The organism is Janthinobacterium sp. PSRC1-1, assembly GCF_049897525.1.
Taxonomy (GTDB): domain Bacteria; phylum Pseudomonadota; class Gammaproteobacteria; order Burkholderiales; family Burkholderiaceae_D; genus Janthinobacterium; species Janthinobacterium tructae.
This window is the reverse complement of sequence record NZ_JAFCWK010000013.1, coordinates 69,938-87,634: the sequence shown is the minus strand read 5'-3', so window position 1 is coordinate 87,634 and position 17,697 is coordinate 69,938. Positions and strand designations below refer to the sequence as shown.

18 protein-coding genes and 3 tRNA genes are annotated in these 17,697 nt (G+C 57.7%); 14 read left to right on the top strand and 7 right to left on the bottom strand.

All coding sequences use genetic code 11. The annotated features are described in order from the left end of the window. Nucleotides 1-22: 22 nt before the first annotated feature. Together ACP7DW_RS23625 and ACP7DW_RS23620 are read right to left on the bottom strand one after the other, a co-directional pair. Nucleotides 23-760, bottom strand: coding sequence for a hypothetical protein (locus ACP7DW_RS23625; protein WP_426056881.1), 738 nt, complete (start codon nucleotides 758-760; stop codon nucleotides 23-25). A 21-nt stretch (nucleotides 761-781) separates the two neighbouring features. Further along, nucleotides 782-1,594, bottom strand: a complete 813-nt coding sequence (locus ACP7DW_RS23620; RefSeq protein ID WP_426085236.1) for a hypothetical protein — start codon at nucleotides 1,592-1,594, stop codon at nucleotides 782-784. A 172-nt stretch (nucleotides 1,595-1,766) separates the two neighbouring features. On the opposite strand from ACP7DW_RS23620, the gene ACP7DW_RS23615 reads away from it, so the two are divergent. The 13 genes from ACP7DW_RS23615 to ACP7DW_RS23555 all read left to right on the top strand — a co-directional run bounded on the left by ACP7DW_RS23615 (nucleotide 1,767) and on the right by ACP7DW_RS23555 (nucleotide 14,168). After that, nucleotides 1,767-1,955, top strand: coding sequence for a hypothetical protein (locus tag ACP7DW_RS23615; protein ID WP_426056883.1), 189 nt, complete (start codon nucleotides 1,767-1,769; stop codon nucleotides 1,953-1,955). Nucleotides 1,956-2,091: 136 nt separating this feature from the next. Next, on the top strand, nucleotides 2,092-2,559 hold the full coding sequence (locus tag ACP7DW_RS23610) for a phage regulatory CII family protein (RefSeq protein WP_426056884.1): 468 nt from the start codon (nucleotides 2,092-2,094) through the stop codon (nucleotides 2,557-2,559). Beyond that, nucleotides 2,546-2,920: a hypothetical protein gene (locus ACP7DW_RS23605; RefSeq protein ID WP_426056885.1), complete on the top strand. Its 375-nt coding sequence runs from the start codon at nucleotides 2,546-2,548 to the stop codon at nucleotides 2,918-2,920. Before ACP7DW_RS23610 ends, ACP7DW_RS23605 begins: the two co-directional genes overlap by 14 nt. Before the next feature lie 178 nt (nucleotides 2,921-3,098). Beyond that, on the top strand, nucleotides 3,099-3,767 hold the full coding sequence (locus tag ACP7DW_RS23600; RefSeq protein ID WP_426056886.1) for a tyrosine-type recombinase/integrase: 669 nt from the start codon (nucleotides 3,099-3,101) through the stop codon (nucleotides 3,765-3,767). A gap of 2 nt (nucleotides 3,768-3,769) precedes the next feature. Next, nucleotides 3,770-4,150, top strand: coding sequence for a hypothetical protein (locus ACP7DW_RS23595; RefSeq protein WP_426056887.1), 381 nt, complete (start codon nucleotides 3,770-3,772; stop codon nucleotides 4,148-4,150). Beyond that, complete coding sequence (locus ACP7DW_RS23590; protein WP_426056888.1) at nucleotides 4,147-4,644, top strand: hypothetical protein; 498 nt, start codon at nucleotides 4,147-4,149, stop codon at nucleotides 4,642-4,644. Before ACP7DW_RS23595 ends, ACP7DW_RS23590 begins: the two co-directional genes overlap by 4 nt. Then, complete coding sequence (locus ACP7DW_RS23585; RefSeq protein WP_426056889.1) at nucleotides 4,641-4,979, top strand: hypothetical protein; 339 nt, start codon at nucleotides 4,641-4,643, stop codon at nucleotides 4,977-4,979. The genes ACP7DW_RS23590 and ACP7DW_RS23585 overlap by 4 nt, the downstream gene beginning before the upstream one ends. Next, a complete protein-coding gene (locus ACP7DW_RS23580; protein WP_426056890.1) occupies nucleotides 4,976-7,102 on the top strand; it encodes a DNA cytosine methyltransferase in 2,127 nt (708 codons plus the stop codon). The genes ACP7DW_RS23585 and ACP7DW_RS23580 overlap by 4 nt, the downstream gene beginning before the upstream one ends. Then, nucleotides 7,099-7,296, top strand: coding sequence for a hypothetical protein (locus ACP7DW_RS23575; RefSeq protein ID WP_426056891.1), 198 nt, complete (start codon nucleotides 7,099-7,101; stop codon nucleotides 7,294-7,296). The genes ACP7DW_RS23580 and ACP7DW_RS23575 overlap by 4 nt, the downstream gene beginning before the upstream one ends. Continuing rightward, nucleotides 7,297-10,080 carry a toprim domain-containing protein gene (locus tag ACP7DW_RS23570; protein WP_426056892.1) on the top strand — a complete coding sequence of 928 codons (2,784 nt, stop codon included), beginning with the start codon at nucleotides 7,297-7,299 and terminating at the stop codon, nucleotides 10,078-10,080. It begins immediately after the preceding gene. Nucleotides 10,081-10,741: 661 nt separating this feature from the next. Beyond that, a complete protein-coding gene (locus tag ACP7DW_RS23565) occupies nucleotides 10,742-11,761 on the top strand; it encodes a tyrosine-type recombinase/integrase (RefSeq protein ID WP_426056893.1) in 1,020 nt (339 codons plus the stop codon). Between the two features lie 464 nt (nucleotides 11,762-12,225). Then, complete coding sequence (locus ACP7DW_RS23560; protein ID WP_426056894.1) at nucleotides 12,226-12,594, top strand: hypothetical protein; 369 nt, start codon at nucleotides 12,226-12,228, stop codon at nucleotides 12,592-12,594. Beyond that, nucleotides 12,591-14,168: a recombinase family protein gene (locus ACP7DW_RS23555; RefSeq protein ID WP_426085237.1), complete on the top strand. Its 1,578-nt coding sequence runs from the start codon at nucleotides 12,591-12,593 to the stop codon at nucleotides 14,166-14,168. Before ACP7DW_RS23560 ends, ACP7DW_RS23555 begins: the two co-directional genes overlap by 4 nt. On the opposite strand, the gene ACP7DW_RS23550 is transcribed toward ACP7DW_RS23555, so the two are convergent. Further along, a tRNA-Asn gene (locus tag ACP7DW_RS23550) sits at nucleotides 14,127-14,202 on the bottom strand. The genes ACP7DW_RS23555 and ACP7DW_RS23550 overlap by 42 nt on opposite strands. A gap of 88 nt (nucleotides 14,203-14,290) precedes the next feature. Beyond that, on the bottom strand, nucleotides 14,291-14,617 hold the full coding sequence (locus ACP7DW_RS23545) for a Dabb family protein (RefSeq protein WP_426056897.1): 327 nt from the start codon (nucleotides 14,615-14,617) through the stop codon (nucleotides 14,291-14,293). A gap of 240 nt (nucleotides 14,618-14,857) precedes the next feature. On the opposite strand from ACP7DW_RS23545, the gene ACP7DW_RS23540 reads away from it, so the two are divergent. Beyond that, nucleotides 14,858-15,676 carry an HNH endonuclease gene (locus ACP7DW_RS23540; protein WP_426056898.1) on the top strand — a complete coding sequence of 273 codons (819 nt, stop codon included), beginning with the start codon at nucleotides 14,858-14,860 and terminating at the stop codon, nucleotides 15,674-15,676. Nucleotides 15,677-15,806: 130 nt separating this feature from the next. Here the strand turns inward: ACP7DW_RS23540 and ACP7DW_RS23535 are convergent. From ACP7DW_RS23535 to ACP7DW_RS23525, 3 genes are all read right to left on the bottom strand, one after another. Further along, a tRNA-Asn gene (locus tag ACP7DW_RS23535) sits at nucleotides 15,807-15,882 on the bottom strand. A gap of 296 nt (nucleotides 15,883-16,178) precedes the next feature. Beyond that, nucleotides 16,179-16,254: transfer RNA gene (locus tag ACP7DW_RS23530), tRNA-Asn, on the bottom strand. Between the two features lie 131 nt (nucleotides 16,255-16,385). Further along, entirely contained in the window at nucleotides 16,386-17,600 is a 1,215-nt protein-coding gene (locus ACP7DW_RS23525; protein WP_205704597.1) for an amino acid aminotransferase, read from the bottom strand. Nucleotides 17,601-17,697: the final 97 nt, after the last annotated feature.

The following is a 17,697-nucleotide window of genomic DNA, read 5'->3' as shown; positions in this document are numbered from 1 at the left end:
GGGATGAAGTTCCTAAAGTTTATTAAACCTTAGCTGGCTCAGGAAATAAGCCAAAATACGAGAAATCGACTCCTTCGCTGTCAATACTTTCCAGTTCGGCACGAATCTCGTCAAACAATACAGGCATTATCATATTTGCCGCCTCTATCCGTGGCATAAAAATAGCTTGCAGTTCCTCATTTGTAAAATCATGAAGCGACACAAAAATATATTTAAAAAATTCCGCTATCGCCTTCAACACCGTTAAAGAATTCTCACCCGACCAGAGCATTGAACGCTTGGGTATGAGGAGGCTTTTCCATAAATCACAATCTAGTGTCATTGGCAAAATCCAATCAGCGCCGCCATCTTCGGGGGTCGACATCGTGACTGGCAATGACTGTGTTTTCGGATGAACGTGATCGTTCCTAGCTCTAGCTAGATCGTCAATCCGAAGAACTTCAACGCGGTCCTTGTCAAAACCTTTTACATTCTTGGCATGGAAATATGTTGAATATTTAAAAATTATGGGAAGTCTACCGAACTCAGCCTGTTTATTTTTTGACGGATTTAAAGACTCAAACAAACAGTTAGCCACGCACTCAACACATAGAGAGGAAGCCAATATTGAAGCTCTAGCGAATCGGCTTTGCGCGTAATTATCTGACGCCTCGCTTGCATATCTATTTTGAAAAACAGCGTCAGCAAGTAAATCGTAAAATGCTACTTGCCTAAAATATCCGGGGATTTTAAATTGCTTCGGCGGTGATAAATTATTCATACGTAAATGTATAAAAACAGATTACGAGGATCTAGCTCGCGTCTTAGGTGGCGCGACATCTTTATTCACAGCTGCAGATTCCCCGTATTGCGCCATCGTAGTAACGATTTGATTGACCGCACTCCGGTCGTTTGGCGCCATCGCGCGGTAGTGATCGAGCAGAATCGCTTCGTCCGGTGATGTAGGAAACGCCTCCTGCTGGTTGAACTGAGCAAGGAAGGGGTCGTTGGCGCCGATATATTCCTCGTCGCGGATGATTGCATCAGGGGCCTGCAGCATGCGCCAGGTACCGACACCGCCACGGGTAACCAATTTCATGATTTCCGGGCTCGCGCGGACAAGTGCCATTCTGTCGGGAAGTGAATGCCCCTTGGTCATCGCGACGGCAAGAGCGCCAATGGCGCCAACTATGACCTCCATCGCAAAATACCGAATCTCCCGGAAGAGTGGCGCCCCATCATCATCTTTACCGTCTTTCACATAGTAGACGGCAGGTACATCAAGTACCACGGCGATACGCTTCCCATCAGTCAAGACGGTGGGATTCCAGTTCGGGTTCTCGTTAAAGTAGTCGTCGAGCAGCTCGGCGCCATCCTCGTCACTCGTGACGCAGGTGATGTTATACGGTGTGCCGCGGCCATCAAGTATCCAGTCGACCCGTGCATTCTCATAGCGGGAGATGGCGCTCAGCGTTTCACCACCTGGTGTGGATCCCCCGCGGGTCATTCCGTCGATTGTTCCCTTCCCCAGCCCAATGGCCTGCCCCCAGGGATATTTGTCGCGCCCATCCATAAGAAAATGGAGTCTCTCAGTAATCGAGGCGAATTTTTGCATAAAAATATGGATAAAGGAGTTGCAATCCATAAATACATGGATGATAATTGCGTCACGGGCTAAGAAAACGCTAAGTAATCCATATAAAAATGGATAGCCAGTAACTAGCACTTACATGGCAATAACTAAGCATTTTCTTAGTAATTAATCCTCCAGTATAGCAGGCGTAAAAATGCTCTCTCAAACCAAAAAATCCCATCAAGTCATGGTGACGTTCGGCCGGGGCTGTGCCGAACTCCTGGCAAATTTTGACAAGCTTGTCGAAAAGAAGAACCACACCAGGGCAGGTCTGGCGCTCGATCTGATCCGCGAGGGCGTCGAGCGGCACATGGCCGCCGAGGCCGCAAAAAAGCAGAACTAAAAAAGGCCCGCCGACCGCGCCAACGGTCAACAGGCCCTACTTCTACTGTCCTGCCGGACAGCACACTACGTGACAAGCACAGTGTAACCATTCCGGCAAGATTTTGTTTTGACAATTTTGAGCGGAATTTCACACCATGCAGACCAAAAAACCACTCCGTGACGTCCACGAAGCATTTCGTGCTGTCGTGCACGACTTCGACGTCAGCAAGATGGCAGCCGCCTTGGGCATGCCCACCGGTTCGCTGTACAACAAGGCCAACTTGAACGAGAGCAGCGCCCACAAGCCGACGCTGGCCGACGCAGTGCTGGTGCAGATCATTGCGAAAGACACCCGATTGGTCGAGGCGATGGCCTACACCCTTGGCGGCGTCTTCGTTCCTCTCCCGCCAGTCGAGCTCATATCAGACGCTGCCCTGCTCGAAATGGTAGCCAATATTTCCATTGCCAACGGCGTATTCCATGGCGAGTTGAAGGAAGCACTGGAGGACGGCAAGTTCAGCAAGACTGAGCACTTGAAGATTCACCAGCGCGGCCTGGAGTACATCAGCACCATTCTCGAAGCGGTCGGCCGTATTCAGGGGATGGTCGATGACAAGGCCTAACCCCATCCTCGGGCCCGCCATTCCACCTGCCCTGCGCCGCATCGGCATCCTGCAAGTGGTCGACAACGTACCGGCAGGAGCATCGATCGGGAATTTTGAAGCCGAGTTTGTGCGCCTGTTCGCCAAAATCATTCAAAAAAAACTGTTCACAACGGGAGAACGCAATGGCCTGGGACAGAAACAACTCGAGGCAGTCGACGCTGGCCCTGTCCAGCACGCGGCCGGAACCGAGCCAGCAGGATATCGCAGCCGCTTACGAACGATGCGTACAGAACAAAGCTGCGATGCCGTTCGATCGGGCGATGGCGGTACCGTCGATCGCATTGACTCTGAAAAACGCGGCCCGCGCCGCAATCCTTAAACGAGGAGGCCGCTGATGCCGAATAAACGCCTTATCGACTGGGTCATCGCTGTCGTAGTCGTGTTCGCCTTCCTGATTTTGCTGGCAAGCATAGATCCTCCGCAGTTCGACTGATCCCGGCGCCGCCGGCGCCGCCGGCGCCAAACCATATCCATAAATTTTTACCGACAGGAAAAATATGCTCCGCCGATACCTCACGCCTGTAGAGCAGCAATTGCTGCTGAGAACAGTCTCTGAACCCGCAAATTTGCTGGCCCGCCGCGATGCGGCCTGGATCAATGCCCTGATGCTGTCCGGGTTGCGCATTGAAGAATTCAGCCGCATCACCCTGGGTTGCGCCGCTGCCGCCCTGCAAAGCAAATACCTGTTCGTGCCCAAGGAACACCGCAAGGGCCGCCAGCACGACCACAGCGTTTTTGTCACCGTACAGCTGCGCGCCGCTCTAGCCAGCCTGATCCAGATCCGCTTTGAGATCACGGGCGAGAAAGATGCAGACGTCGACGGCGCCCTGGTCGTCAGCCGCCAGCACAAGACCTGCGCCCCTATGTCCGTGCGCTCCTTCCAGTTGCGATTCAAGCACTGGGCGGCGCTGGCAGGCCTTCCAAGCGACGCTTCTCCGCATTGGCTGCGCCATACCCGGGCGATGAACATCATGCGCCAGAGCGCCGCACAGGATCCGCGCGGCGTGGCCAAGGCCGCTCTTGGCCACCGCAACATTTCCAGCACCGGCGTCTACACCGGCGTGGTGCGGGAGGACGTAGAGCAGGCATTGAGTACCACCGATGCACCAAAGGGCCGCCGCGTCACGCTGACGGCATTGCGCACCAATTTTGAACAACGGAGCTGAACATGAAAAAGCCTAATACTCCAAGCATCTCACACGCCATCTTTGTCGAAGACTTAATACAAAAATGTGCTGCCGAGGTCAAAATCGCCACCAAGCATGCCGAGGAGATCGATATTTTTGGCCAGGCTATGTTGCCGTTTCAGCAGGACTTATTGTTATGTGTATCGGTGCACAAGGAAACGGTAATCCTCATGGCATCTATCAAAGGCGACCATGTCCCCGTCATGTTGAAATTGATTCAAGCTGGCTTCGAGATTGGGGAAACAGAGGAAGAATTTTCTCCCTTCCCAGAAAGAAAATTATGGAAGGCGCTTGTTCGCAGCCAAGACGTTGATTTTTTCTTGTACTTCGAAACCACGGACGATGCTTTGGAGGTAGCGTGAACACTACCACCTTGCACAATTTCAATACACGCCGCACTGCGGACATCGTGCTGCGTTTCAATCGGCCGGCACAAGAATTTCTCTTCCGCGCCTATGACCACCTGGTGGCCGCACGCCACGGTATGACGCTGATGGTGCCCGTCAATGCCACCGCCGGCCGCCTGGTCCCGATCTGCGACCTGTGTCCGGTTCCTTGGCTTGAGGCCACCGAGATCCTGGCTGCCGACTACGCCTCGGCCACGCCGCTGTCACTGGTCACCCTGGTCACCTGCGCCGACACCATTCACCGCACATCGCCGCATGCCCTCTTCGCCCAGGTGGTGGTGGAAACGTTCGTGGGATCGGACACCGAGGCGGCCGTGGCGCTGACGGATACCGATTGGCGCCACGCACGAATTCAAATGGCCCAGGGCGGCGCATCGAGCCGCGTATTCATCGGCGCCGCCGGCGTGCGCCTGGCTTTCACACCTGACTTCCTGGAAGGTATTTTATGATGCGCACCTCCCTCCCCCGCAACCCGTCGCGTGCCTATACCCTTCTCAAGGAGCTGCTGAATGGCCCAGGGACGATGTACCAGCTGTGCGAACGAGCTGGCATCGATTTGGATGACACTGATGTGGCGCACCGCGTGCGCAACCTGTTTGAAGAGCTGCTTGGTGGCCACGCTACAGTCAACCGCATCACGTACACGATCACCGAACGGGCGCGGCAGCAGTTCGCCCTCGAAGCCAAGGAGGCATACATTGGTCAAGTTGCGCTACCTCGTCCACTTCCTTCGCCAAGGCCGGTGACGGTGGTACGACGCCCTGCTCCAGAGGTACGCCCATGAAGCGAGATTTATTCTCCCTGGCATTGGACTTGGGCAACGAGCTGATCATCGACAACTTCGCCGGCGGCGGCGGGACCAGCACCGGCCTGGAGCAAGCATTCGGCCGCCCGGTCGATATCGCCATCAACCACGATCCCGAAGCGCTGGCCATGCACGCGGCGAACCACCCGCACACCACGCATCTGTGCGAGAGCGTGTGGGACGTCGACCCGATCAAGGTCACGAACAACCGCCCTGTGGGCCTGGTCTGGCTGTCGCCGGATTGCAAGCATTTCAGCAAGGCCAAGGGCGGCAAGCCCGTCGAAAAGCGCATCCGTGGCCTGGCCTGGGTGACGCTGCGCTGGACCGCCAAGTGCAAGCCGCGCGTGATCATGTTGGAGAACGTCGAGGAATTCAAGACGTGGGGCCCATTGAAGATGGTCATGGTCGGAGGCAAGGAAGTCTGGCTGCCGGACCCGGCCAAGAAGGGCAAGACGTTCGATTCGTTCATCCGCCAGCTGCGCGCGCACGGCTATACCGTCGACTACCGCGAAATGCGCGGATGCGACCACGATACGCCCACGATCCGCAAACGCTTCTTCCTGGTGGCGCGCCGCGACGGCATCCCAATCAAGTGGCCAGAGCCGACCCATGGCGCGCCGGACAGCATCGGCGTGCGCGCCGGCAAGCTGCGGCCGTACAGAACGGCAGCCGAGTGCATCGATTTCAGTCTGCCTTGCCCGTCGATCTTCGAACGGGATCGGCCGCTGGCGCCGGCGACGCTGCGCCGCATCGCCAAGGGCATCATGCGCTACGTGGTCGACGCGGCCGATCCGTTCATCGTCGGCGCCGGCGGACCGGCCCGTGCCGGCGAGCCGCGCCCGACTGCGCGCCCGTTCGGCACGCTGCTGGCGCGCAACGACAGCTATTTCTGCGCGCCGACCATCGTCCCGGTCACGCACCAGGGCGGCGACCGCACCGAATCCATCGGAGAACCGTTCCGCACCATCACCGGCGCGCACCGCGGCGAGAAGGCGCTGGGCGTGGCCACGCTGGTGCAGGTGGGCTACGGGGAGCGCGAGGGCCAGGCGCCGCGGGCGCTGGATATCGAGAAGCCACTGGGCACGGTGGTGGGCGCGGCTGCAAAGCATGCACTGGTCGAGGCTGAGCTTGCGCCATTCGTTATGACCAACACAACCGGCCATCCTGGCGCGGGCGCCGACATGCCGGTGCCGACCATCACTGCTGCCGGCAACCAGGCACTGGTTTCCGCTGTGCTGATCGATGCCGCCCACGGCGAAGTGTCACCCGGCGGCGTCAAGCGCTGGGGCACTGGTGCGCACGACGTCGAGGCGCCGCTGGGCACCGTAACGGCCAGCGGCAACAAGGCCGTGGCCACGGCATTCCTGGCCAAGCATTACACGGGGGTCGTGGGCTCCGACCTGGCCGACCCTATCGGCACGGTCACAGCATGCGACCACCACAGCCTGGTGACGGCGTTCTTGACCGAGCACGCCAATGCAAGCAACCAGCGCGTGATGTCGGCCGACGAGCCGCTGCGCACGATATGCGCTCAGGTCAAGGGCGGCCACTTCAGCATGGTGTCAGCGCATATCCAGCGTGATATGGGCGCAAGCGTCGGCCACGCCATCCATGCGCCGCTCGGCACCGTCACGGCCGGCGGTGGAGGAAAGTCGGCGTTGGTCACCAGCAACATGATCAAGCTGCGCGGCACCAGCACGGCGGCCGGCACCGACGAGCCGCTGGGCACGGTCAGCGCTGGCGGCCAGCACCACGCCGAGGTGCGCGCCTTCTTGCTGAGCTACTACGGCACGGACCAGGCACCGGAGATCGACGGGCCCCTGGCCACCGTCACGAGCCGCGACCGCTTCGGTCTGGTGACGATTCACGGCCAGGACTATCAGATCGTGGATATCGGCCTGCGCATGCTACAGCCGCGTGAGCTATTCCGGGCCCAGGGCTTCCCTGACGATTACATCATCGGGGACGATCCGGCACAGGGCCTGAAACTGACGAAGAGCGCCCAGGTGCGCATGTGCGGTAATTCGGTCTGCCCGCCCATGGCAAAGGCGCTAATCCTCGCCAACTTCGCGCATGAGCGCGAGATTGCGGGGACTGCATGATGTACGACCTCGCCCGCACCGAACGCCAGCACCTGGCCAACAACAAGGGCCCTGAATATTCGCTTGTCCGCAAGCGCTGTGCCTGCGGCAAAGCCAGCACCTCACGCCAGCTGAGCCAGTACGGCCGCTGCGTCACCTGTGTCCGGAGCGTACCACCACGCCCAATAGAAACCTGTTTCAAAGAAGAGAATTAAATGGCTGACATTGCAGAACTGAAGAATCGTATCGATTTGCACGACCTGGCCGAACGGCTGGGCATGAAGCGGGGCAAGGGCGGCGGCAACGCGAATTACCACTCTCCGTTCCACGATGACAAATCGCCATCTATCGGCATCGATCTCGCGGGTAAGTTCTTCCGTGACTACAGCGCCGAGGGCACCCAGTTTGCCAAAGGCAGCTGCGTCGACCTGGTTATGTACGTGAAGGGCTTCGCCGAGCTGGCGGACGCCATGCGCTGGCTGCACGAGGAATATGGCATCCCATTCGACAAGCCGGCGGCGCCGGACGAGCCGCGTCCGGAAAAATCACGCGCCGAGTATATCGCCGACAAGTGCATGGCCGAAGCGCAGCGCGCCCGTGAATACCTGAAAGGCCGCGGCATCAGCGACGAGGTGATCGATGCAGGCATCCGCGCCAAAACGATCGGCTTCAATAGCTACACCTCGAACAGGATTGCCGAGGGCGAGGTCGGTCACGGCGGCCCGGCCGTAGCCTTCATCGTGCGCGATCGCCTGACCTCGGCCGTGCGCGGCGTCGACCTGCGCTATCTGGATCCCGCATTGAATGGCGATGTGAAAACACAGTCTCAAGGCGAAAAGGATGGTGTGCTGTGGTGCATGGACTGGCGCCGCCTGAAAACGGCCACCAAGGTGATCGTGGTCGAGTCGGCCATCAATGCCTTGTCTATCCATACGGCCGACGCCTTTGCCTGCGTGCTCGTCCTGCGTGGTCTGGGCAACGTCGACCTGGTCGACTGGTCCTTCCTGCGCGGCAAGCACGTCGTGCTGTGCCTGGACAACGACATGCCCTTTCCCGACGAACATAAGCTGGCCGGCCACCGCCAAGGGCCAGAAGCAGCATGGAAACTGGTCGAGCGCCTGACGGCCCTGAACATTGGCACGATGCTGGTCGACCAGTCAAAGTGGGAAGACATCGACATGAAAACCATCAACGACTGCAACGACTACCTCCTGGCCTGGGGTGGTCCAAAACTGCGAAAGGCTGTGGATGTGTTTGAAAACTGGCTGATCCCGGGCCTTCCTGGCGATTCCGGCACCAAGGGCAAGAAGCGCATCTATCTCCCCGCCCACGACTTCCAGCAATACTGGAAATTTCGCGTGCGGCCAGACTTCACGAACTACATCGGCAAGATGGAAGAGCAGGACGATGGCCAAGGTGAAGGTGGCAAGATCGAAATGCCGGTATTTTCCGACCTGGCCGGCTTCCGCGTGGCCTCACTGTCGCGCGTGTCGGTGGCCAGCGCCACGGCCACCATGACGGGCGACCCGGACAATATGCCGGCAGTTTACTTCGCCGTGACGGTCCAGACGCCGCGGCACGGCGCCGCGCTGCAGCGCAAGGTGATGATGGACGAGCAGCTGCACAACCTGGACGGCTGGAAGAAATTCGGACCGGTGTGGATCCCTGGCGCGTTCTCGCGCATGATCAACATCCTCGAGCGCACGGCCGACCTGGGCGCACGCCATGCGGCCAATTTTGTCGGCCTGGCTTACCGTGAAGGCCAGCTAGTGGTCAACGAAGGCGCCGACTGCTATTTCACCGAGCCGGAAAAACAGTGCCCTTACTGGAACATGAGCTTCCCGACCGGCACCACCCGCGACGCGCGCGCGGTCATTACGGCGTTCCAGAGCACGTTTAAGAGCAACGCAGCCATGTTGCCACTGGCCTGGTCGCTTGGTGGTCACCTGAAGGCGCTCCTGGGCTTCTGGCCGCACATGATGATCCAATCCGACAAGGGCAGCGGTAAATCCACCTTCGTCAAGCGCCTCGAGCGCGCGATCGGCATGACGATGTTCTCTGGCCAGTCGCTGCAGACGGAATTTCGCCTGCTGACGTCGATTAGCCACACCTCACACCCTGTCGGCTGGGAAGAGCTGTCGGCGCGCCGCCAGGAGGTGATCGACAAGGCCGTGGGCATGCTGCAAGAGAATTACCAGTACACGGTGACACGCCGCGGCACCGAAATGACGGAGTACCTGCTGTGCGCGCCGGTGCTGCTGGCCGGCGAGGACGTGCCGGTGCGGTCGCTGCTGGGCAAGATCATCCGCACGGACCTGACAGGCAAGAAGGGACCGATGATGCCCGATGACCTCCCGCGCTTCCCCGTGCGCGGCTGGCTCGAATTCCTGACACGGCTGTCGCGCAACGAGGTGCTGGCGCGCTACCGCGAGGTGCGCGCGATGTGCCTGCGCGCATCCATGGCCAGCGGCGAGGACGACGGCGCCCTACGCATGAGCGGCAACTACGCCGCCGTCTACCTGGCCTGGCTGTACCTGTGCGAGTACGCCGGTATCAATGAGGACCAGGGCGGCTTCAAGGCCGATCTGTTCGCGGAAATGAACAGCCATATCAGCGAAACCAGTGCCGACCGCGAACCATGGGTCTGGATTATGGAAACTGCCCTGTCGGAAATCGCGGCTGGCCGCTTCACCTACCCCTACACCTGGGACGACACCGCCACGCCAGCGCTGCTGGTGCGCACCAGCCACATCATGGATCATATTTCCTCGAGCAACCACCTGCGCGAGAAATGGAACGGGCTGCCGGTCAAGAGCGATCGTGTCTTCAAGAAACAGATGTTGAACGCCGGCGTTATCACAGGTGATTGCGAGCGGACCATCGGATTCAAGCGCGTCAGCAACCTGCAAGTGATTCCGCTCGAGAAGCTGCGCACATTCGGCTTGCACGCCACGCCGTCGCAGGACAAGAACACCTTTGTGCAGGGGAACGCGTCGTGAGCGGCATCTGCTCGGCGTAATTGCCCTGGCCCTTGCCTTCCCCAGCTGGGTTTTATCCCCTGCGCCGCAGGCGCACAAATTAAACAATACAGCGCCCGACAGCCCTGCCCGTTCGCCGCCCCCCCTGCCCCCCCTGCAAAGAAGCCCGGCCCGGGGGAACGGCCAAACGATGAAGGAGCGGGGGCCTAATAGGCAAAATCTATAAAGGATGGCACAGGCAGCGCAAAAAAACCGTGGATTGCGGTGGATAACTTGCTAAGTCATTGATTTTAGAGAAGGTGCCGTCCACAGGTAGGGGCGACTTTTCCAGAATATCGATGCTTTATTCCAGATTATCGAAATTTGATCAAATCGCTCCTCTTTCTATATATATCTCTCTCTAAATAATTGATTAGAAAGAAGAAAGAAGGGGACGGATCGAAGAAAACCATCATGAATGTATCCACAGGTCGCACGGGGAATTCCATAGAAAAGTCCGGTGCACAAAAAACAGTCCATGAACTTATTGCTGGAAAGCAGCATAACTTGTGGATATTCATGGACAATAATATTTATTTAAATCAATGACTTAGGGATCGTTAGATACCCTTCCATAGGTCCACAGCTTGTTTTGCCTATGCCCACCTGGCCGAGCGAGTATTTGATGCATTAGGAGCAATAAATGTCGGAAATTTGCAGTAAAGTCGATCCGCTGATCGTCAAATTTGTGGAATGGAAAACCCACAATGCTGGCCGATCGAAGCGAACGGCCGAGGCTTACACCGCCGCGCTGACGCGGTTCTCTGGTTTCTTGGGCGGCCGCGATTTACTGCTGGCCACCGTCGATGACACGAATCTGTTTGGCGGCCTGTGGCTGCACAAACAGGGAGTCAACAACGTCAGCCGCCGGCCGTACATTGCCGCGGTCCGCGAATTCTACAAATGGCTGCGGGCGACGAAACAGATCGACAGCGATCCTGCGGCCGGCCTGACGTATCCCCAGACTGGCCGCAAGCTGCCGGCGATGATGACGCTGACAAGCGCCGAAGCGATTATGTGGGCGCCTGACTTTTCGACCTTCACTGGCGTGCGCGACTCGGCCATCCTCTCCCTGCTGCTGGGCTGTGGGCTACGCCGTGATGGCGTGGCCGCGCTGAACACATCGAGCCTGGTCCAGCAGGATTACAAGGGAGACACCCGCTTCACCCTGCACGTAATCGAAAAGGGAAACAAGGAACGGTCAATGCCGGTGCCGCGCGAGGTCGACATGGTGCTGAGGCTGTACCTGGAGCACGAATTCCTGGCCACGGTCGACCGCACGCTGCCAGACGGCGACCAGGTGCTGTTCATCAGCACCAACAACATGATGGTGCCGGCACATGAATACACTGGTGAGCGCCGTCGCTTGGCGCCCAAGGCGATATGGGAGATCGTGCGCAAGCATGGAAAGGCGGCGGGCATTCCGGCCAAGCAGCTGCACCCGCATGCGCTGCGCCACCTGTACGGTACCGAGCTGCTGGAGTCCGACGTCGACCTGCTGGTGCGCCAGGAGCTGATGGGGCATGCCGACCCGAAATCGACCGCGATCTACACCCACTTGGCGATGAGGAAAAAGATGGCCGAGAACGATCGCAGCAACCCGCTGGCCAAGATCCGGACCCCAGTCGGTGACCTGATTTCCAAGCTGAAAAAAACCAAGTAACCCGAATCCTATTTTTTTTTGACAGGCGCGCCAGGCGGACCTCGACAAACGAACGCCGGATACAACGCAAGGAAGAGACGGCATGCAGACAGGGGGCTTTTAAACCACCACTAGGCTACATGCGGCTTCCAGCGGCGCGAGGGAGAGGATCCCGAATGTTGTACAACTGCAACAAATATCGACCTAAAACACATATGAGCCACACAACAGTTTCCCCATCCCCTCCCCCTGGCGACCTTCGTGGTCTGTCAGAAAGCGAAGGTCAGACACCCACACCACAGGCATCAGATGCCCCCACAGCCCACGAAATGCGAAGCTCAGGGGGTGATATTGCAGTGATGGTGCAGCTGGGCCTGCCAGGGGTTCTCCCTGCCCCCCTGGGGGTGGGGGGTCGGCGTCGATCTGACCGCACTCCAGTTGTAAGGGGACGGTACCCAGATGTATGCAATGTTTTTGAAATTGACTTGGGGGTAAAAAAAACGTCCGGCGCCGATCCGCGCCTGGCCGAGCTGGCGCAGATGGGCCTGGCGGATTACTGGCTGCAGGTCGCCGACTACTTGGGCTTCGATGCCTTCCTCGGCATGTGGCGGATTCTGGATGCGAACCGAAACAGCATCCCGGCGTCCAACAGGAGCGGCGGCAACAGCATGGCGCCCACCCTGCGCACTTATTCGAACTACCTGCGATTTCAAAAAAATCGCTTTGTCGAAACGCTTGCGGCCCAAGGAATCGAGCCGAAGGAAATTCAAAAACGTGTTGCCACCCAGCTATGTGAATCCATCTCGCTAGTTCACATCCGTCGACTCACACAAAAGGCTAAGATCACGCGATGACCAAAAAGACCGCCATCATTTATCTGCGTGTCAGCTCGGTCCAGCAGGCACGCAAAGAACTTCCAGTGGAAAGCCAGTTGCAGCACGCCCAAGGCAAGGCAAAGGCCCTGGGCGCCGTTGTGGTGGCCATATTCACTGACGCAGGGCTGTCTGGTCGGTCGGACAAGCGGGCCGACTTCCAGGAGGCGATTGCCTACTGCGAAAAAAACAGGCCGGACTACTTCATCGCCTGGGACACAGCCCGCTTCGCCCGCAATCGGATCGATGCGGCGCTGTACAAGCGCGAGCTACGCAAGCACGGCACCGACGTGGTGTATGCATCGATGTCGATCGATAGCAAGACTGACGAGGGGTGGTTTGTCGAGGCGCTGCTCGAGGTAATGGATGAGAGCACCAGCAGGAGAATCAGCAAGGACACGAAGCGCTCAATGATCCAGAACGCTGAGCAGGGGTACTTCAATGGCGGCCGTGTGCCGTTTGGTTACCAGACGCAGGCGGAAGGCCAGCGCAAGCGCATCGTCATCCTGGAAGTCGAGGCGGCGGTGGTTCGCGATATGTTTGCCATGTGCGCTACCGGCATGGGCGCCCTGGCCATAGCTGTTGCCTTGAACAATAGCGGCCAGTCTCACCGTGGCCAGCGCTGGGTCAAGTCGTCTGTGATCAGCATGCTCAAGAACGAAATTTATGCCGGCTACACGATTTTTGGCCGGCGGAAGCGTAACGAACGAAGCCTAGAACCTGAAAGCAATTGGATCAAGACAAAAAGCCATCCACCGATCATCGAAGAGGATATTTTCATGAGAATTCAGCAACAGATCAGCTCCCGCGCGCCGGTGCTGGGCGCCGGCAGCCCAAAAAGCAGCCATCTTTTTACCGGACTACTGAAATGCGGCGACTGCGGCGCTGCGATGCACATCGAAAGCGCCACGGGGCGCAGCAAGCAATATTTCTACTATCGTTGCGGCGAGGCCAAGCGCGGCAGCGGCAGCTGCGCTGGCCGGCGCCTGAGCGCACCAGAGGTCGACGGTTTCCTGGCAGAAACGATCCTGAACAAGATTCTGACGCCAGCGCGGGTCTCCGCCATCATTTCCGAAATTGAAAAAGCAACTGGGGATTGGTGGAAGGATCGCGAGGCAAAACGCGAGGCCATCGTGGCGCAAATTCGAGATGCGGAAAAGCGGCGCCGCAATTTATTCAGCATCCTGGAGTTGCACGGCCAGGATGCGCCCAACCTGGCGGATATCACCGTGCGCCTGCGCGAGATCAAGGCGCAAGTGGAAATGCTCGAGCAAAGCATCGTTGCCCTGGAAGCGCAAACCGATCCTGAGCTAGACATCAATCAGGCCGATATCGCCCAGGCCACAGAAGCAATTCGCGGCATGGTGCTGGACGCAGACGACCCGGTAACGGTTCGTACGTTTTTTGGAACTTTTGTGGAAGGAATTACGATAGAGGCAGAGCGGGTCACAATAGAATATGACCCTGCCAAGATTATGAACCACGGCATTTCAGTGGTTCATAATAAGAGTGTCTGGCTCCCCGACCTGGACTCGAACCAGGGACCTGCGGATTAACAGTCCGTCGCTCTACCAACTGAGCTATCAGGGAAAAGAGGCCGCATTTTATAGGGTAAATTTTGTGATGTCCAGATTTCCCCGGAAAAAGATGTCTTTTCCTGCCTTACCTTGCCCGGCGGTCAGCCAGGATGCTCTTGCGGATAGTAGTCAAATACCAGCACGCGACCCAGCCATGGCTTGAGCTGTTCGACAAAGGACAGGTGGGCCGGATGGGTCAGGTACACGTCGCGCGCGGCGGCATCATCGAAGGTCAGCGTAAAGCAATCGGTAAAGCCATCATCGAGGCCTTCCGGGCTGACGTTCGGTCCCCATTCAAATTGCCGCACGCCGGGAATGCGGTGTTTCAGCTGCGAGAACTCGTAGACGAGTTCGGCATGCTTGGCAGACGTGATGCCATCAAGGAAGTCGCACAGGACGATGTGGCGCAAGGCGGAGGTACAAGTCATGGGAAGGGGCTCCTGAAGTGATGCATTCAGGATAGCGCAAAACGCGATCACGCACAGGCCAGCCCTGCTGACGGCGCCGGAAAACAAAAAAGGCCATGTTTTTCAACATGGCCTTCCGAATTCTGGCTCCCCGACCTGGACTCGAACCAGGGACCTGCGGATTAACAGTTCGGGAACTGAAGTTGGGTATACACTCCAGAGTTACAATATTGCAATTACGGAAAATGGAGCTCTTTCAGCATGACCTATAATGCACGCAGCGAAAACCTCGACTCCAAGCTCATTACCCGCCAATGGCTGGCTGAACATCCCGAAGCGGCGACTCGGTTTGAGCTTGTTTTGAATAAGCTTCGGCATCATTACACTGGAGCTAACCAAGGTTATATCGACAAGCCGGAGTACCGATTCAATGACGTAGCTACCGGCGGCTACATCATTGTCAAAGCGCAAGTTAATCGCGTCGTAGTAGTTTTTGAGCCTGGCTTATCCAACCGAAAGGAATTCGAGGTAAAACCGACAACGTTTGACGTCGATGTTCAAAAGCTGCTAACTGGCCTTGCCGTACGAAAACCTAAAAATTTTGACTGGTCGAAAGGCTCTACCATTGATACTGCTCATGAAAGCGAAGAGACGGGACCACCCGACGAACTGCAGCAGCGAGCAATAAAGATTCGACGCGGACAAAGGAAATTTAGAGACGCCCTGTTGGCAGCATATAGCCAATCATGTGCAATCTCTGGTTGCGAGATTGTCGAACTATTAGAAGCAGCCCATATCAGGCCACATGCAAATAAACCCAATTACAGCGTGACAAATGGCCTGCTGCTACGAGCAGACCTTCATACTTTATTTGATTTGGGCTTGCTCGCAGTTGATGCCCGACTACGGGTTCGGCTCGCACCGGCTCTACTTTCTTCGGAGTATAAAAATCTAGAAGGAAAGGAGCTGCGACATCCCTTGTCCAAAATGCCAAACAAAGAAGCCTTGGAGGAACGGTATCGCGATTTTCAAGCAAAGTACCGTTCGACTCTCGTGCAAACTGCCTCCGGCGCCACGTAAGCCATTCCAAATGGGTCGGCCATCCCCATCCTCCAATGGCCGCCCCTTGCCCCCCTATGCGCAAATAAAAGGACCCTAAAACGCAAAAAGCCCAACCGGTAAGGGCTGGGCTTTCTGCTATTACATGTTCTGGCTCCCCGACCTGGACTCGAACCAGGGACCTGCGGATTAACAGTCCGTCGCTCTACCAACTGAGCTATCAGGGAAAAGAGGCCGTATTATATAGGCCAAACCTGGCACTGTCCAGATTCCCATAGGGGAAATCTTATCTTGCCCCAAGCTATGTAGGTCGTGGGAAATTATTGTGAAGTTATGACAAACAGAACCGGATGCTCTGCAAGGCGCCCGCTGCGACGCAGTGCGAGCACTGCTAGCAGGGGGCAACGACGCAGAGCGCCGGTTATGGAAGTCAGAAATCACAATAATTTATTACGCCCTACTTTAGGCACTGGCGCCGCAAAAACAAAAAAGGCCACGTTTTTCAACGTGGCCCTTCGAATTCTGGCTCCCCGACCTGGACTCGAACCAGGGACCTGCGGATTAACAGTCCGTCGCTCTACCAACTGAGCTATCAGGGAAAAGAGGCAATATTATATGTCGGTTGTTTCGTATTTGCAAGACTCGTACTGCATCTCGATAAACACGGCTTTTGCCGACTTTCCACTGCCATCAGCGCCACACTTGCATGCAGCGCCGAAGAAGCAAGATCTTAAAGCACTTTGGCGATCGCGTCAATGACGATGTCGATATTGCGCGAATTCAACGCTGCCACACAGATACGGCCTGTGTCGACGGCGTAGATCGATTGCTCGCGCAAGGTCGCCACCTGCTCCTTGGTGAGACCCGAGTACGAGAACATGCCGATTTGCTGGCGCACGAATTCGAAGTCGTGGCCCGGCGCCTTGACCTTCAGTTTTTCCACGAAGGCATTGCGCATTTCACGGATGCGCACGCGCATGCCGGCCAGTTCCTCTTCCCACAGCTGGCGCAGTTCCGGCGTGGCCAGGACGGTGGCGACCACCTTGCCGCCGTGTACTGGCGGGTTCGAGTAGTTGGTGCGCACGACGCGTTTCAATTGCGACAACAGACGGGCCGCTTCGTCGGCGCTCGATGCGACGACGCTCAGGGCGCCCACGCGCTCACCGTACAGCGAGAACGATTTCGAGAACGAGTTCGATACCAGCAGCGGGCCGCCCGCGTCGGCGAAGCGGCGCACCACGGCGCCGTCTTCGGCGATGCCGTTGGCGAAACCTTGATAGGCCATGTCCAGGAACGGCACCAGGCCGCGCGACGTGACGACGCTGATGATCTGATCCCACTGGGCCACGCTCAGGTCGGCGCCGGTCGGGTTGTGGCAGCAGGCGTGCAGCACGACGATGGAGCCGGCTGGCATGGCGTTCAGGCTGGCCAGCATGCCGTCAAAATTCACGCCATGGGTGGCGGCATCGTAGTACGTGTAGTTATTCACGACGAAGCCGGCGCTTTCGAACAGCGCGCGGTGGTTTTCCCAGCTCGGGTCGCTGATGTAGACTTGCGCGCCCGGCGCGAAGCGCTGCAGGAAGTCGGCGCCGATCTTCAGTGCACCGGTGCCGCCGATGGCTTGCACGGTCACGGCGCGGCGCTCTTGAATAACGGCGCTATCGGCGCCAAATACGAGTTCTTGCACCGCTTTGTCGTAGGCAGCCAGGCCCTCGATCGGCAGATAGGTGCGTGGCGAGGCCTGTTCGATCAGGATGGCTTCCGCCTTGCGTACGCAAGCTAACAGAGGCACTTTACCGTTGTCGTCATAATAGACGCCAACGCCCAGATTGATTTTGGCGGGATTCTGGTCCGCGTTAAATGCTTCGGTGATGCCCAGGATCGGGTCGCGTGGGGCCATCTCGATGGCGCTAAACAGACTGGCAGAAACAGTTGGGTTCGTCATGATAAGATTGGATTCGATTGGAAGCAGGTTCACAGCGGAGTTGTAGACAGCGCCCCAAAATACAACGCCAGGGCCGCCAGCAGAGCACTATTCTAAC

Excerpts from the sequence above, each read along its gene's own strand:
- ACP7DW_RS23565 (WP_426056893.1), top strand. The coding sequence starts at position 10,742 with ATGTCGGAAATTTGCAGTAAAGTCGATCCGCTGATCGTCAAATTTGTG.
- ACP7DW_RS23595 (WP_426056887.1), top strand. The coding sequence starts at position 3,770 with ATGAAAAAGCCTAATACTCCAAGCATCTCACACGCCATCTTTGTCGAA.
- ACP7DW_RS23545 (WP_426056897.1), bottom strand. The coding sequence starts at position 14,617 with ATGACTTGTACCTCCGCCTTGCGCCACATCGTCCTGTGCGACTTCCTT.
- ACP7DW_RS23605 (WP_426056885.1), top strand. The coding sequence starts at position 2,546 with ATGACAAGGCCTAACCCCATCCTCGGGCCCGCCATTCCACCTGCCCTG.
- ACP7DW_RS23555 (WP_426085237.1), top strand. The coding sequence starts at position 12,591 with ATGACCAAAAAGACCGCCATCATTTATCTGCGTGTCAGCTCGGTCCAG.
- ACP7DW_RS23610 (WP_426056884.1), top strand. The coding sequence starts at position 2,092 with ATGCAGACCAAAAAACCACTCCGTGACGTCCACGAAGCATTTCGTGCT.
- ACP7DW_RS23585 (WP_426056889.1), top strand. The coding sequence starts at position 4,641 with ATGATGCGCACCTCCCTCCCCCGCAACCCGTCGCGTGCCTATACCCTT.
- ACP7DW_RS23525 (WP_205704597.1), bottom strand. The coding sequence starts at position 17,600 with ATGACGAACCCAACTGTTTCTGCCAGTCTGTTTAGCGCCATCGAGATG.
- ACP7DW_RS23540 (WP_426056898.1), top strand. The coding sequence starts at position 14,858 with ATGACCTATAATGCACGCAGCGAAAACCTCGACTCCAAGCTCATTACC.
- ACP7DW_RS23620 (WP_426085236.1), bottom strand. The coding sequence starts at position 1,594 with ATGCAAAAATTCGCCTCGATTACTGAGAGACTCCATTTTCTTATGGAT.
- ACP7DW_RS23615 (WP_426056883.1), top strand. The coding sequence starts at position 1,767 with ATGCTCTCTCAAACCAAAAAATCCCATCAAGTCATGGTGACGTTCGGC.
- ACP7DW_RS23570 (WP_426056892.1), top strand. The coding sequence starts at position 7,297 with ATGGCTGACATTGCAGAACTGAAGAATCGTATCGATTTGCACGACCTG.
- ACP7DW_RS23600 (WP_426056886.1), top strand. The coding sequence starts at position 3,099 with ATGCTCCGCCGATACCTCACGCCTGTAGAGCAGCAATTGCTGCTGAGA.
- ACP7DW_RS23575 (WP_426056891.1), top strand. The coding sequence starts at position 7,099 with ATGATGTACGACCTCGCCCGCACCGAACGCCAGCACCTGGCCAACAAC.
- ACP7DW_RS23580 (WP_426056890.1), top strand. The coding sequence starts at position 4,976 with ATGAAGCGAGATTTATTCTCCCTGGCATTGGACTTGGGCAACGAGCTG.
- ACP7DW_RS23625 (WP_426056881.1), bottom strand. The coding sequence starts at position 760 with ATGAATAATTTATCACCGCCGAAGCAATTTAAAATCCCCGGATATTTT.